The sequence below is a fragment of the Bradyrhizobium sp. B124 genome (assembly GCF_038967635.1).
GTDB lineage: Bacteria > Pseudomonadota > Alphaproteobacteria > Rhizobiales > Xanthobacteraceae > Bradyrhizobium.
On record NZ_CP152413.1, the window covers coordinates 3,592,094 to 3,605,323 of the forward strand.

The window sequence follows — 13,230 nt, forward strand, 5'->3', positions numbered from 1 at the left end:
TTTTGCAATGAAAGAGGCCGCCAACTGAGGCGGCCTCCCGACGTGCGGTTCGCACTTGGGTTATTGCTACAGTCCTTCGACAACGTAGGCGCGGAAAGTTGCATAATTGTCGCCAATTTTACGCGCTGCCCTCTTCTTTCCGGGCGGGTACCGGAAAGCGCTACTTCTCAACTTCGACGACGTAACGTCGGATCACCTTGGTTGCCTTATCACGTAGGGGTGCAAGGTCCGTCCATGCTTTCGACTTGTAGAATGCTACTGCGTCATCCATGCTGTCCCATTCGACGATGGCTGCACTCTTGGGAGGCGACCCGGGCCTTCAGGCGGCAGTTCAATCTGGCCGACTACGTCCAGGTCAGGAACGCCTCGTTCGACAACGGGCTGCTGCTGATCGAGCTGGTCCGGGAAATCCCCGAGGCTATGAAACCGCGGCGGATCGCCATCAACGGCAGCAACGTCCATCAGCTCGAAGCCAAGGCGGCTTGAGCGAATATCCCGCGGCGGCCCGGCCTCGTTGTGTCGGGCTGCCGCCCCACTCGTCTTCGAATGGAGGAACACATGCGGCCGACGACCGCCACCCACGACAACGTTTTCGATTTCCAGGCGCTGCTGCATCCGGGCACCGCGTTCGAGCATCCCACGTGGTAGCGCATCCGGACCTGACCCTGGCCGAGAAACGCGCGATTCTGGCCTCCTGGGCTTCCGACGCTTCCGCGATTGCCTCATGTCCCGCCCTGCGGGCCCCGGCAGGCCTCAAGGCTCCCGTCAGCATCGACACCATCCTCGAGGCCTTGTGCGGGCTTGATGGCGGCCGGCGCAACCCGCCCGGTGGCACGCCAAAACGGCGGTTCCCGACGGCGCGGACGCTGGCAGCTTGAGGAGGGTCGCATGGACGATATCCTTTTACCCCGTCACGTGATCGACCGGGTCGAGCATCGCTGGGCGGCCCGGCTGCAGCAGACGCGAAGGCATGGTCCAGCGAGAGGGACAGATCGCTCCGTCTTCGGCCTGCGCAGTCCTGCGGTCCGCAGACGATCCCGGCGCGCCGCGGCTCCTGCGCTCACGGCCGATCAGACCGCAAGGGTTTCGAAAGGCCATCAGCGGGCAGCTCGAGCCAGTTCATTTTAGGATCGAAGGGAGGTGAGCAATGGGGGCACTGCATCTGTTCCAACGCTGTCGCTCGACGCCGGGCTGACGCATTATCTTGCGGAAATCCGCAAGTTTCCTATGCTGCTGCCCGAGCAGGAGGCGGCCTATGCGGCACGCTTGCGAGAGCATGGCGACCGTGACGCCGCCTAACATATTGTCCCAGCCATCTGCGGCTCGTCGCTAAGATCGCCATGCGATATCGCGGCTACGGGCTACCGATTTCGGACGTTATTTCCGAAGGCAATCTGGCCCTCATGCGGGCGGGCAAGCGTTTTGAGCCCGAGCGCGGCTTCCGGCTCGCGACCTACGCTATGTGGTGGATCAAGTCTTCGATACAGGAATACATCCTGCGCTCATGGTCGCTGGTGAAAATGGGGAGCAGCGCAGCCCAGCGGAAACTGTTTTTCAAGCTTCGCAGGACAAAAGCGCAAATCTCGGCACTTGAGGACGGCGACCTCCGTCCGGAGCACACCGCGAGGATTGCCAGGAAGCTTGGCGTGCAGGAGAACGAGGTCGTCGAGATGAACCGGCGCCTTGGCGGTGACATGTCGCTCAACGCTTTGGTGCATGCAGACGAGGCGGGCGAAATACAGGACTGGCTGGTCGATCCGGCGTCCGGTCCCGAAGACGTGTACGCGGGCGAGGAGGAAGACAGACAGCGGCGTCAGGCGCTTGCTGGCGCCATGGAAGTCCTCACCGCCCGGGAGCGAGACATATTTGAGGCGCGCTTCCTGTCCGAACCATCGGTCAGGCTTGAGGATCTCGCAACACGATATCGCGTTTCTCGCGAGCGGGTGCGCCAGATTGAAGTTCGCGCATTTGAAAAAATAGGTGCTGCCGTACGCGCTCGCTTCGCGAACAAAGCAGTGCATTGAGAGGAGCCGTTCTGCGATCTCCTTTCACATCCGTCAACACCGTTCGCGGGAATCTCATCGTAAAGCTTCACTGAGACGGTCAAGAAACACTGCCTGACCTTTCAGAATCTTATCGCCGGCCTGCGGCATGCCGAACCAGCCGGCGCGGTCGAGCTCGGGAAAGCTTTGCTGCCTCCCGGAACGTGGCGGCCACTCTACCTCGAACGGATTGCTCCTGAGCTCGTCCGGATTCCAGTCGTCCTCCGCGGCCCAGACATGCACGGTCCTGCCGCCGGGCTGTTTCGCATCGCCAAGGGACACAAAAGCGCCGCGCGGAGTGTAACCTGTCCCCTCCGCAAATTCACGTTTGGCCGCTTCGAGCGGCGGCTCACCAAAAGCGATAAGACCTTTGGGAATGGTCCACGCGCCAAGATCCTTTTTCTTCCAGAAAGGTCCTCCCGGGTGGCCGAGCAAAACTTCCACGCCTTCGTCTTTCCGGCGGAAGAGAAGAATGCCGGCGCTTGCTTTTGGCAGCGATGTTGCCCTTACGGTGCGCATCTACCTGACGCGGGCCTCGCGTGAAGACGCATGGCGGCGCGTCACCTTCCCGGCGGCGGCTTTTCGCTTCGCGAGATGCGCAAGGATCTGCACAAGGGGCATTGCATTCAGGACGCGGTCCGGAGGCACGCCGCCCTTGCGCGCCATTTCAACACCCCAATGCATGTGGTCGAGCTCACGTATGGAGTGAGCATCAGGATTGATGCTGAAGATATCGGTGAGGGCACCCCCCGCGATGACACGTTCCAGCGGCTGCGACAACGCGGCAAGGCTGTCCGCCGCGCGCGCATAGGCCTTTGAGCGATAAGGATTTCCGAAGCGACAGACTGGAAGATGCGCTGGCTTGATCGCGTGCTGCCGAACATCGTAGCGATCACAGCCGCCCATCCGAAGCGGACGATCTTTACGCGCTTCATCCCGGCAAGGAAGCCTGGCCAGGGCGTCGGCATGTGGCGGCACTATTATGAGCGGTGGGGCTCTATGACCATCGACGAGCTGGGACCCGAGATGATCGGGCTTGTGCCGGACCTCGCGAAATTCGTGCCTCCCGCTCGGACCTTCGACAAGCATGTCTATTCGCCGTGGACCGGGAGCGACCTGCATCAGCAACTGCGCAGCGCCGGCATCGATACTGTAATCATCACCGGCGGCGAGACCGATGTTTGTGTTCTCAGCACAATGCTGGGTGCAATAGATTGGGGCTTCCGGGTTATCCTGGTGACTGACGCGCTGTGCAGTTCTGCCGACGAGACGCACGACGCAATGATGAATGTCTACACGAACCGCTTCGGCGAGCAGGTTGAGACTGTTACGACTGAAATCCTCCTCGGGAGCTGGCGCGCTGAATTACCCGGGCGCAAGGTGTCATGACTGCCGGACCCTGCCACCTTGTCGAGATCCTGCTGCCGAAGCAGTCCGGCAACGGCAAGCCTGTCGGGAAGGAGTGGTTCGAGGGCCTTTTGGAAGAATTGACGGATAAGTTCGGCGGAGCGACCAGTTTTGTAAGATCGCCCGGAAAGGGCCTGTGGCAAAGCGGCGGTCAAACCGAAGGCGACACCATCGCCGTCATCGAAGTCATGGCCGAGAGCATCGACCCGGATTATTGGCGCTCCTTCCGCGAGCGGCTGGAACGCGAACTAGCCCAGGAAGAAATTATCATCCGCGCGCAGGAGATCAGGCGGCTTTAGACCGGCCAAGAGGCTGCGATGATCCCGGCCGCTACCGGGCGGAACGTTAAGGGCGGAGTGATGCCCGCCCCGGAAATGGCGAATGCCGTCCAGCGCTGGAACTCTAGGTAAACCCGTTTGTTCTCAATCGGGGTATCCCGCGGAGAGTCCAATGTTTTCAGGCTTCATTTTCGATGTGGAAGGGACGCTTGTCGACAGTGTGCCGCAAAACCTGCGAAGCCTGCAGGACGCTTTGGAGCGCTCCGGCTACCGGATTCCCTATCAGACCCTTTAGCTTTATTCCGGCCTCGACGGGGACCAGACTTTGCAACTCGCGATTCCGGAAGCTTCGGAAGAGGAGCGGAAGGATATCCTGAAGGTGCAAGGCACGATATACGAGCGCGATTACCTTTCCAGCGTGAAGCCGTTCGACGGCATACGCGATGTATTTCGTGTTCTGACAGAGAGCGGCGTACGCGTCGCGCTGGCGACCGATTGCAAGGGGCTCCCTTTCAAGCGTTACATCACCTTATTAAACGCCGACGAGTTCATTACCGCAACCGCATGCGGCGATGATGTCGAGCACGGAAAACCGGATCCTCGCCTGGTCGGCGTGGCGCTGCGCAAGCTTGCGCTGCCGGGCCCGCAGGCGGTCATGGTCGGTGACACGCCGTACGATGCCGAGGCTGGCCTCGAAGCCGGAACGAAAGCGGCCGGTGTCCTCACTGGCGGCTTTAGCGCCGACGTTCTGACCGGAGCAGGATGTTTTGCAGTGGGCGAAGATTTGCGTCGCCTTTTGCCGAGCCTCCTGAGCGGCGAAGCTTTTGCTCCCACGATCCAGCCAGACTTGCTCAAGAGCGCGTGAGAATTACGGAAACGTTTTCCGCCAAACAAACCTCGGGACAGATTGTCCCGGCAAGCATTTTCGTGTGGCTCTGCGTGGACCGCTTCCGGTTTAATAATCCTCGTGCGGACAAATTCCGCATCGGGGCCTTTCAACCCCGTGCTCGGAGCCCATCCGCTTTGGATAATTCGCCAGACCGCTAGAACGGCCCTCCCGCCGGTCGCATAAGCCATTAACATCGGCAAGACTGAACCGTACGGAAGAAGGTCGGGGGACTTTGGTGATCAGTCGGGGTTCGGAATGGCACCGTTGAGAGCCGCATATTCATGCGCCCGGCACCGTGTTCAACAATCAGTTCAAAGGCCCGAAACGCTTGGGGCGATTATTTCACCAGCCTCGAACAGGCGACGCCCGCTATCCGCGCGACCGCGGTGACGGACTATTATTGCACCGATACCAACCAGCACGTCTTGCGGGAGATGAAGGAAAGCGGCCGGCTGCCACAGGTCGGGCTCATCTTCCCCAATGTCGAGCTACGGCTCGATGTCGCGACGGTGAAAGAGCGCTGGACCAACGTCCACCTTCTCGTCTGCGCCGACGATCCGAACCATGTAGCGGAGGTGGAGCGCTTTCTCAGCCGGCTGAGATTCGAAGCCTTCGGCGACAACTTCGCCTGCACGCGAGAAGATCTCGCCGAGCTAGGGCGGAGGTCCAAGCCGGAGCTGACCGATGAGCGGGCCGCGTTCCGCCATGGCGCTTCGCAATTCAAGGTCAACTTCGGAAAATTACGCGAGGAGTTCGGCAAGAGCGATTGGGCAAAAAGAGAACATCCTGATCGCAGTTGCCGGCGCCGAAACCGACGGCACGTCCGGCATCCGCGATGCCAATGACGCGACTTTGCGTCAGGAAATCGAGAAGTTCGCGCACGTCATTTTTGCCAGCAGCCCGGCGCAGCGCGATTTCTGGTTGGGTCGGAAAAGCGGCGTCGGAGTGGACCAGCTTCGCGAGCGATATAACGGGTGCAAACCGTGCCTGCACGGCAGCGATGCGCATACGCAGGCGACCGTCGCCAAGCCCGATGGCGATCGCTATTCCTGGATAAAAGGCGCGTTGGAATTCGATGCTCTACGCCACGCCTATATCGATCCTGCCGGTCGGGCGTATGTCGGCCCCCGTCCTCCTTTTCGGGCTACACCCGCACGTGTCATCGCGGAGATCGAATTGACGGGCGCGGACTGGGCACAGACCCCGAAGGTCGCCCTCAATCCCGGTTTGGTCGCCATTATTGGCGCTCGGGGCTCCGGCAAGACTGCGCTTGCGGACGCGATCGCCGCGGGATGTGACGCTACGGATGGCCGATTGAGCAATGCATCATTTATCGTGCGGGCGCGCGAGCATCTCGACGGCGTAGGCGTCCGGCTGAGCTGGAAGACCGGAGATCCGTCGGCGCGCCCCTTGCTCGACGATTCGTTTGATCCGTCGCTCTATCCGCGAGCGCGGTACCTCTCCCAGAAGTTCGTGGAGGAGCTTTTCCGAATTAATCGCGCACCGATGGCCCTGCGGACGACCAAGCAGAACTTTGTCGGGGCGCATCTCGACGACAAGGCGTGGGAGGTATTCCGGCAGACTTACGCCGGCAACGTCGATGGGACATTGACCGACCGGCTCGCGAAGGCCGTGCAGGAGACGGCTGCCTGGCGGGGTAAGGAACTGCCGCCTAAAGCGAACGATCAGGAGCCCTATGTGTCGGCCGACGCCGAGCTGAAGCAATTGTCGCTTGGTGAACTCGAGGCGGAGATCGGCCGCATTCAGGGTCTCATCAACATCGATACCGATACGGCCAATCGCCTCAGAACAATCACTACCAAGATCGGGGATGAGAACGCCGCGCTGAAACGCCTGAAGGATTTGCTGAATGATTGTGAAGGCGCCGCGGCGCGTACCACACAACTCCAAGTCGATCGAGAGCAGGCCTATTTACGTGTCTTCGAGTCCATCGTAGCGGAAGAGCAAGTGCTGCATGCGCTTTATCGTCCGCTCATGGACCGACTCGCGCAGGCGACTGGCACGCTGCGCAAGTTGTCCTTCTCGGTGTCTCGCCATGCGGACGTGTATCGCTGGGCGATGGATGGCGAAACCTTGTTCGACAAGCGGCGCACCGGTCCTTTCAAGGGTGTCGGCACGTTGGAGGCCTGGGCCGCTACACTTCTGAAGCCAGCGTGGGAAACGGGCGATCCGAAAGCCGTCGCCAAGGCTATGGCCGGTTTTCGTCAGGCCCACCAAGGCGAGTTGCTCGGTCTGTCTGAGGTGCCACGAGCCTGACGCCGCTGATCCGAAAGACGCAGCCCTACACCAAGCTCATTGCCCATAAGGCTATCTGGGTGGAGCCGGAGGTGCTGGTTGAGATCGAATACCGTGCCAAGTCAGCCGAGGGTAAGGTACGGCATCCGTTCTTTCGGGGCGTCCGGGAGGATGTGTGAGCGCCATCCCTTCTCCATAACAACAAGGGAAAAAGACGCATCTGCAACGGGTTCAGCATACCTATTTAAAGCATGAGCTTCTGCACAATCTGTATGACGCAAACAGACTATATTTCATTTGAAGCCTAACACCGGATCACCTCTCAACCCGTCGACGTTGGTGCGAGTGCTTGGCGCCCACTTTCTCCACCGCGCCGCTCGGTACTTGCTCAATCGTCCTTCTTCCATCCCATTGGATGTAGATGAAATTGGGTTTGAAGCCTTGCACGATTCCCTTGCGCGTCAGCCAATCCGGCGACCTGTTCTTGCGCGTGATCGCCTTGGCACAAGGGCGTTTGAGCTGGACCTCTTCGCCGCGACGGAACTGGTTCTTGTCTTGTTGGTCTAACACTATCTCAGTGCGCAAGGGATCGGAAAAATGTCTCCGGCCGCCCGCGTGGGCGCTGATCTCTGCATATTGAGGGAGCTCTAGCAGGGTGTCCTTTGCCAAACCTGGAGCTAGGTCATCCGCCCGCGCGCGAAGCTCCTTGGCCCGCTCTGCTAATCGTACGCCGAGTGTATCGGTCTGAATAACTGCGCGCCGTGCCTGTCCCATGTACTTGCCTCCCCAGGATGCCAGCGGTTCCTCTTTTACAGCGCCGCTCGGGAATGAAAGTGGAGGTTATTTTTGAGACGCGGCAGGAAGATGGTGCCTTGATGAATTAACTCGGGCCCTTAAAGGACCTCAAGATGAGCCGTCGCTGCCGGCGGCTCATCTTGACGAGCGAGGCGTGATTTCGGTCAGTGGCATGTCCGCTCAATCGGGCGCGGGATCCCATCGAGCATTTTGCGCGGAGGGTCTGGACCGATTCTGAGCCCCCGCAAAAACGGTCAAGGGGGCGGCAGAAGATTGGCGGCCCATAAGGCTTATTATCTCGATGGCGAAATACTCCTCCGATAAGCGTGTTTCAACGTCGGTAAGCGTGGGTAGCAATAGTGCTCGATAGCGCTCGATGTTTCGCTCATGCGTCCGCATCAGCGCAATATCCCGCTCGTCCATAATGCGCCTACCTTGGCCAAGAGTCGGCGCGGCGCAGAGGACCTTGTCTTGATCGGCGCCGCGCAGCGGGTCGAGCACTATGAAATTTCCGGGTATACAACCACCCGCGACCTGGCCCAGCAGCTGCGGCACAGCGCCATCGTCGCTCTTCTTTCCAAATCACTAGCCGAAGAGGAAAATGCCGACCAGCTACTAAATCAGGTCGCACGCTCTTTGATGTCTATGGCGAAGATGCCGGCGGCCATTGAGCAGACAGGAGAAACAGAGTGAACTCGCGGGGAGCGGCCGCCGCTCGGTGGCTACGGTCGAATCGATGGCAGCGGAATGTTCGAACAAGCCAGGCAGGCCCGATGCTAACGAGGCAGGGCATACCGAACGGTGAACGATGGACCGTCCCCAGCTGGAGGTTCATAAACGACTTCGTCGGCTGGCCCCATAAGCTGGCGCATGGCGTTGCAGGCCATTGGGTGCCTGTTCTGATCCGGGCTTACGATCCGGTGCAATTCGCCTGCGTTGATCTCGACATGCGGACGCCCTTGTCTGGCCGCCCGACCGATTTGAGCCTCGGCCTCTTCGCGGAATTCTTCCGTGGTGGGCATGGCACGCCCTCATTCCAATCGATTGGCTTACAACTGATCAAAAATGTAATCGCCCACTCTAGCAGGTTGCCGCGGCTTCACAACCTTAGTTAGCAGTGACTTATTGTTCGCGTTCTCCGAATTACTGGATGCGAGCTCCTATCCCATCCGGGTCATTGACGCAGGACACGCATGCGATTGATCCTGGTCGATCAATATGGGCGGCCATGACAGTCTCAGAAAAAATAGTTCGCGCCGTTCGCGAGCAGCCAGGTCAAACTGAACGTCAACTCGCTGATCGACTCTTCGGAGAGAACGCAGCGATACAGCGCGTCAACCCAACGTGCCGAAAGCTGGTCGCGCAGGGCCTGCTCTTGCGTCATGGCAAGGGGTGGCGCGCTGATCCATTCCGTTATCACCCGGCGAAGTCGGCTCATTAAGCCTCCTGCGCCCCGCAATACGGAATTTCCTGTCACCGCTCCGCAACATGCGGGATGTTCCGGCTGCTGGAACAGCAGTCTAGAGTCGACTGCTCGAAATCTTTGCGGCAGCCTCGATCTCAACCGGGACTGAAGTATTATCATTGCACCGACGGGCAATTTTCCCGGACGGGCGCAGTGCGCAGTGCATTGCGGCCTTTTACAGCTCTTGCGCGAAACACTGTGCTTTTGTTCATCGATGCAGTAGCGGTCGGCGCTGTCGTGATCGGGACAATTTTTGTCATCGTCGACCATCTAGGCAGCCGGTCCAAGAAAGCGACTCCCACGTTGGGCGATTCCTGGAGTGGTTATGCCTACACTTGCGATCATCGACGCATGCCCTTTCTCCGCTGACGCGGCTAAAGGACGCTTTAGGCGCTCCAAGGAGGATTGATGATCGTCTATTTTTCATGCTCCAGCTGCGACGCGGTTTATTCTGCGGTTCAAGAGCGGAGCGCCGCTCCCGTGATCAGCTCAGGCCTCTTTAGCTGCCCAAGATGCGGGAATCCCGTCCATCATTGGATCGGAATCTATTGTTTCACTGACTGGAAACGCGTGGGATTGCGCGAAGGGAAAATCCGGTTGAACTCGCTTCGGTCTAATGGTTTGGGTGCACCCGAGGTCACAGCGCTTGCCCGTGGATCCTCTAAGGAATGAAGATAGAACCAAGCGCCAGTGCGCCGATTGCGACCGCAAGCAATCCGATGATGAGAACCCAGTCGAAGCGTTTCTGCGTCATGTCATCCTACTGGGGAACCAGCTAACATTTCGGGCGCACTCCTCTGCAGATGCGTTCGAGCCGAGACTGTAGCTCATAGAGATCCTCCGGCGCGGCTACCACGGTTGTACGAAACCCCGAACCGCCGGTCCTCACTGACCTGAAAGAAGACGGGCGACCCAAATCGTTCCATGATCAATCGATGAACCTGATTGAAGGGCCATCATGATCTTAGTCGACGGGAGGCAGCCACCAATGAACGGGCGTCCAGCCGGAGACGCCACCGTCGCGACCCAGCTCGGGGGATTGAGCTGGGGCTAACGCGGCATAGGAGGCTGAGCGGCCCGCCTCCATTCTTGACGGTACCGCTTTCCCGAATTTCGTCCACAAAGATTCGGAGTTGCTGCAACGCGCTAATACCTTTGCTCCACGATCAAAAGCCAAGGCGCTGCGGAGTGGCCAAGAATTAGTCCATCTAGATGATGGTCCTTGACACAATCTGTGTGACGCAAACAGGCTGTGCCCTCGGACCCCGAAGAGCGATGGGTTAAGTCCCGTGTTTTTGATCGCCCCTGTTGGCGTGCTATCATGTCTCGCGGCCATCCGCCGGTTGGTCGAGATCGGGCTGAAGGCGAAGAAATGACGACGACCGACCTTCGGGAGCTGGAAGAAATGCCGGTGAAGCTAGAAGCCACCGCTCGCAAGCTTCCGCAGGGGCGGCTCGGTCGCGACGATCTACTTCGAGATATCGCTAATTTTCGTGCTCAATTGGTCGCCCGGCTACGAAGCGAAGGGCTCAAGGTGAAGACGTAGATTGGATATGATTAAGACCGCGATGGAATGGCTGGAATTACCGCACTGGCTCATCATCGCGGGAGCTGTGTTGGTAGTGGTCGGCCTTCTTGGGCTTGTCGTCAGCCGGCGGCAGCCGGCCGAAGCTCAGGACGAACCGGCCGCCGAACCAAACCCCGAACCGGATCATCCCAAACTGCCACCCCTGCCGGACCTTGTTGACTCACGGCCACGAAAGCGTCGCTCCGATCCCCGAATAAAAAACAGTTCTAACCAATAACAACGTTCCTAAGCGTTCAGGGGTGGACCGCCATCACCTAAAATAACCTATGTGAATCCGACGCGGCAAAATTGCAACGTTTTCCCGCGCATGCGCGACCGCTGACTTTTCGAGCTTGTCCCGCCGCTGAAATCAAATCACGGTTAGTCGACCAATCTCGACTGACGCGGGACTGGCCATGTGGACCCCAGCAATCGCCCGCTGGGCCTCCAAGGGTTGCTGGGGCCGCTCACAAGGCCAGATTTTTGCTCGCTCTAAACCAGGCACTCCAGTGACGGCACCAGCGACCTACTCTGTCTTCGTGGTCGAAGACGAGCCGATGATCAGGATGCTGATCGTGGAAATGCTAGAGGAGCTCGGTCATACCGTCGCAGCCGAAGCCGCTCACTTCGAACAAGCGCTTGATCTGGCAAGCAGTAGTCAGTTCAACTTTGCGATCCTAGATATAAACCTTGCCGGCAGATCAAGTTTACCGGTGGCGGAGGTTATCAAGGCACGCAAGCTCCCCTTCATCTTATCAACCGGCTACGGCGCGAACGGCATTCCGCCCGAATTTGCCGGTGTTCCTGCTATCGAGAAGCCTTTCACCATTGAAGCACTAGGTCGGAAGATCAACGAACTTATGAAGGGAACGTTATCTTAGCCGATGCCCCCTAGACGCTACCTCTGCGATCGAATGATTAAGCCGCGCTTGTTAGGACAGTAGCAGGTGATTGCTATCGAATAGACACCTCGAACATTTCGCGCGTCCGTCGACACATTTTGAGGCCATCGGCAGTGCTTCTAGAAGGCCGATGCGAGCTTTGAGGCAGTCTTAGGATAATGAGTAGACGAGCGACGCAATTAAAATGATGACCAGCGAAGCCGAGACTAAGAAAAGTAGATAATCATGCGACATGATGGTTACCGGTCCCGTGGCCATCGCGCTTGCTTCAGCGACGATTTGGGTTCTCGGCATTGATGTTTAAAACGAACAAAGTGTTCTGAAATTCGTCTGTCACCTCCATGCGCCAGTCGTGTCCTGGCCGCAACCGGCCGTCCAAGCTCGCCAACATCTGTCCAGCCGTAACTGTCGCCTCTTTCCAAGCTGCATGCTTGTCCGGCAGCTCTTCGCCTTCGTGGTCGCGTTCTGTCGTGTCGTGGTAGACGTTGAAAAAGTATCGTGGCATGGAAGTGAAGCAATTAATCCTACTAGGGCGTGGACTCATTACGCGCAGCCAGCCATAGTCGGATGGATGCGAGCTGGACGAAGGCGAGGTAGTTGGCGGCGAGTTTGTCGTATCGCGTCGCGACCCGACGACATTGCTTGATCCGATTGAAGAACCGCTCGACCTGGTTGCGAGCGCGGTAGAGATAAGGGCTGAAGCAGATCGGATCGCTGCGGTTGCTTTTCGGCGGGATGTTGGCCCAGGCGCCTTTCTTCATAGTAAGCTCTCGGATCCAATCGGCGTCATAGCCTTTGTCTGCGAGCAGCATTGATCCGGACTTCAGACGAGACAGGAGTTTACCCGCGAGCCGATTGTCGTGGGCTTCGCCGGGGCTCAGCGCCAGCCGTACAGGCAGGCCACTACTATCCACGAGAGCATGAATCTTGCTGGTCAACCCGCCCCGTGACCGCCCCATTGATTGCCTTCGGTTCCTGCTGATGCACGCCCCATGCTGATGCACGCGGACAATGGAAGTGTCGATCATCTGGACAGCCGCATCATGCGCGGCGGCGAGCGCATCTATCATACGGCTCCATACGCCGGCTCGCCGCCAGCGGATGAAGCGGTTGTAGCAAGTGGTGTAGGGACCGAACGCCTCCGGTAGATCGCGCCAGGGTGCTCCGGATCGCAAGACGCAGAAGATGCTATTGAGGACACGACCGTCGCTAACCCAAGGAACGCCGCGCGGCTTGTTGGGCAGCATTGGCCTTATAGCAGCCCATTCAAAATCGGCGAGTTCATAGCGCATGATTCGAGCCCCAGTTTCGGAGTTTGAATCACAGGCATCCCGCCAAACGCAACGCTCCCGGCCCTAGCTCCGGGAGACACTCGCGTCTTCGCCGGGGGCTCATTGTCGGAGTGAGACGCGTCATTCGGTCTCCTCTGTAGAGGGCGGCGTTGCAATCAGGGCACACTACTGGTTGTTGTACATTGAAGGCTCCTCAGCCTTATTGACGCAATCAGAAACAATCCCTTAGCGTAGCGACGGGCTGAATCCGCCATCGCTACGCCAAGCTGAATCCGAGGCTGACGCATGCGGCAAGAGGAAGAGTTGGGCGCACAATGCGCGAATGCATTGGAGCTGT

Annotated in this window: 12 protein-coding genes and 6 pseudogenes; 14 read left to right on the top strand and 4 right to left on the bottom strand. The window is 58.9% G+C overall.

Annotated features, from left to right (window positions below):
- Nucleotides 1-282: 282 nt before the first annotated feature.
- The 3 pseudogenes from AAFG13_RS17240 to AAFG13_RS17250 all read left to right on the top strand — a co-directional run.
- Nucleotides 283-486 (top strand): annotated as a pseudogene (locus AAFG13_RS17240) (Hsp20 family protein); the annotation flags it as partial.
- Nucleotides 487-558: 72 nt separating this feature from the next.
- A pseudogene (locus AAFG13_RS17245) lies at nucleotides 559-878 on the top strand (hypothetical protein).
- A gap of 349 nt (nucleotides 879-1,227) precedes the next feature.
- Nucleotides 1,228-2,024 (top strand): annotated as a pseudogene (locus AAFG13_RS17250) (RNA polymerase factor sigma-32).
- 54 nt (nucleotides 2,025-2,078) lie between these two features.
- Here AAFG13_RS17250 and AAFG13_RS17255 read toward each other — a convergent pair.
- Nucleotides 2,079-2,561, bottom strand: coding sequence for an NUDIX domain-containing protein (locus tag AAFG13_RS17255; RefSeq protein WP_342712745.1), 483 nt, complete (start codon nucleotides 2,559-2,561; stop codon nucleotides 2,079-2,081).
- A gap of 30 nt (nucleotides 2,562-2,591) precedes the next feature.
- Between AAFG13_RS17255 and AAFG13_RS17260 the strand changes: the two genes are divergently transcribed.
- The 7 genes and pseudogenes from AAFG13_RS17260 to AAFG13_RS17290 all read left to right on the top strand — a co-directional run.
- Nucleotides 2,592-2,861 (top strand): hypothetical protein, encoded by a 270-nt coding sequence (locus AAFG13_RS17260; protein ID WP_342712746.1) that lies wholly within the window; start codon nucleotides 2,592-2,594, stop codon nucleotides 2,859-2,861.
- Between the two features lie 33 nt (nucleotides 2,862-2,894).
- Complete coding sequence (locus AAFG13_RS17265) at nucleotides 2,895-3,431, top strand: isochorismatase family cysteine hydrolase (protein ID WP_342712747.1); 537 nt, start codon at nucleotides 2,895-2,897, stop codon at nucleotides 3,429-3,431.
- Nucleotides 3,428-3,748: a hypothetical protein gene (locus tag AAFG13_RS17270; protein WP_342712748.1), complete on the top strand. Its 321-nt coding sequence runs from the start codon at nucleotides 3,428-3,430 to the stop codon at nucleotides 3,746-3,748. Before AAFG13_RS17265 ends, AAFG13_RS17270 begins: the two co-directional genes overlap by 4 nt.
- 151 nt (nucleotides 3,749-3,899) lie before the next feature.
- The gene (locus tag AAFG13_RS17275; protein ID WP_342712749.1) at nucleotides 3,900-4,022 is read left to right on the top strand and encodes a hypothetical protein; all 123 of its coding nucleotides are present in this window, start codon (nucleotides 3,900-3,902) and stop codon (nucleotides 4,020-4,022) included.
- Nucleotides 4,023-4,040: 18 nt separating this feature from the next.
- Nucleotides 4,041-4,592, top strand: a pseudogene (locus tag AAFG13_RS17280) (HAD hydrolase-like protein); the annotation flags it as partial.
- Between the two features lie 729 nt (nucleotides 4,593-5,321).
- A complete protein-coding gene (locus AAFG13_RS17285) occupies nucleotides 5,322-6,893 on the top strand; it encodes an ATP-binding protein (RefSeq protein WP_342712750.1) in 1,572 nt (523 codons plus the stop codon).
- Nucleotides 6,894-6,895: 2 nt separating this feature from the next.
- Nucleotides 6,896-7,051, top strand: a pseudogene (locus AAFG13_RS17290) (DNA ligase); the annotation flags it as partial.
- A 136-nt stretch (nucleotides 7,052-7,187) separates the two neighbouring features.
- Here the strand turns inward: AAFG13_RS17290 and AAFG13_RS17295 are convergent.
- The gene (locus AAFG13_RS17295; protein ID WP_342712751.1) at nucleotides 7,188-7,646 is read right to left on the bottom strand and encodes a hypothetical protein; all 459 of its coding nucleotides are present in this window, start codon (nucleotides 7,644-7,646) and stop codon (nucleotides 7,188-7,190) included.
- Nucleotides 7,647-8,129: 483 nt separating this feature from the next.
- On the opposite strand from AAFG13_RS17295, the pseudogene AAFG13_RS17300 reads away from it, so the two are divergent.
- Nucleotides 8,130-8,360, top strand: a pseudogene (locus tag AAFG13_RS17300) (DUF892 family protein); the annotation flags it as partial.
- Between the two features lie 544 nt (nucleotides 8,361-8,904).
- Here AAFG13_RS17300 and AAFG13_RS17305 read toward each other — a convergent pair.
- Nucleotides 8,905-9,105, bottom strand: a complete 201-nt coding sequence (locus AAFG13_RS17305; protein WP_342712752.1) for a hypothetical protein — start codon at nucleotides 9,103-9,105, stop codon at nucleotides 8,905-8,907.
- A gap of 1,399 nt (nucleotides 9,106-10,504) precedes the next feature.
- On the opposite strand from AAFG13_RS17305, the gene AAFG13_RS17310 reads away from it, so the two are divergent.
- From AAFG13_RS17310 to AAFG13_RS17320, 3 genes are all read left to right on the top strand, one after another.
- Nucleotides 10,505-10,678, top strand: coding sequence for a hypothetical protein (locus AAFG13_RS17310; protein WP_342712753.1), 174 nt, complete (start codon nucleotides 10,505-10,507; stop codon nucleotides 10,676-10,678).
- A gap of 1 nt (nucleotide 10,679) precedes the next feature.
- Nucleotides 10,680-10,937 (top strand): hypothetical protein, encoded by a 258-nt coding sequence (locus AAFG13_RS17315; RefSeq protein ID WP_342712754.1) that lies wholly within the window; start codon nucleotides 10,680-10,682, stop codon nucleotides 10,935-10,937.
- 178 nt (nucleotides 10,938-11,115) lie between these two features.
- Entirely contained in the window at nucleotides 11,116-11,580 is a 465-nt protein-coding gene (locus tag AAFG13_RS17320) for a response regulator (RefSeq protein WP_342712755.1), read from the top strand.
- A gap of 548 nt (nucleotides 11,581-12,128) precedes the next feature.
- Here the strand turns inward: AAFG13_RS17320 and AAFG13_RS17325 are convergent.
- On the bottom strand, nucleotides 12,129-12,893 hold the full coding sequence (locus AAFG13_RS17325; RefSeq protein WP_342712756.1) for an IS5 family transposase: 765 nt from the start codon (nucleotides 12,891-12,893) through the stop codon (nucleotides 12,129-12,131).
- Nucleotides 12,894-13,230 lie beyond the last annotated feature (337 nt).

Bases quoted from the DNA above. Each gene is read 5' to 3' on its own strand.
- AAFG13_RS17255 (WP_342712745.1), bottom strand. From the start codon at position 2,561: ATGCGCACCGTAAGGGCAACATCGCTGCCAAAAGCAAGCGCCGGCATT.
- AAFG13_RS17260 (WP_342712746.1), top strand. From the start codon at position 2,592: ATGGCGGCGCGTCACCTTCCCGGCGGCGGCTTTTCGCTTCGCGAGATG.
- AAFG13_RS17265 (WP_342712747.1), top strand. From the start codon at position 2,895: ATGCGCTGGCTTGATCGCGTGCTGCCGAACATCGTAGCGATCACAGCC.
- AAFG13_RS17270 (WP_342712748.1), top strand. From the start codon at position 3,428: ATGACTGCCGGACCCTGCCACCTTGTCGAGATCCTGCTGCCGAAGCAG.
- AAFG13_RS17275 (WP_342712749.1), top strand. From the start codon at position 3,900: ATGTTTTCAGGCTTCATTTTCGATGTGGAAGGGACGCTTGTCGACAGT.
- AAFG13_RS17285 (WP_342712750.1), top strand. From the start codon at position 5,322: ATGGCGCTTCGCAATTCAAGGTCAACTTCGGAAAATTACGCGAGGAGT.
- AAFG13_RS17295 (WP_342712751.1), bottom strand. From the start codon at position 7,646: ATGGGACAGGCACGGCGCGCAGTTATTCAGACCGATACACTCGGCGTA.
- AAFG13_RS17305 (WP_342712752.1), bottom strand. From the start codon at position 9,105: ATGAGCCGACTTCGCCGGGTGATAACGGAATGGATCAGCGCGCCACCC.
- AAFG13_RS17310 (WP_342712753.1), top strand. From the start codon at position 10,505: ATGACGACGACCGACCTTCGGGAGCTGGAAGAAATGCCGGTGAAGCTA.
- AAFG13_RS17320 (WP_342712755.1), top strand. From the start codon at position 11,116: ATGTGGACCCCAGCAATCGCCCGCTGGGCCTCCAAGGGTTGCTGGGGC.
- AAFG13_RS17325 (WP_342712756.1), bottom strand. From the start codon at position 12,893: ATGCGCTATGAACTCGCCGATTTTGAATGGGCTGCTATAAGGCCAATG.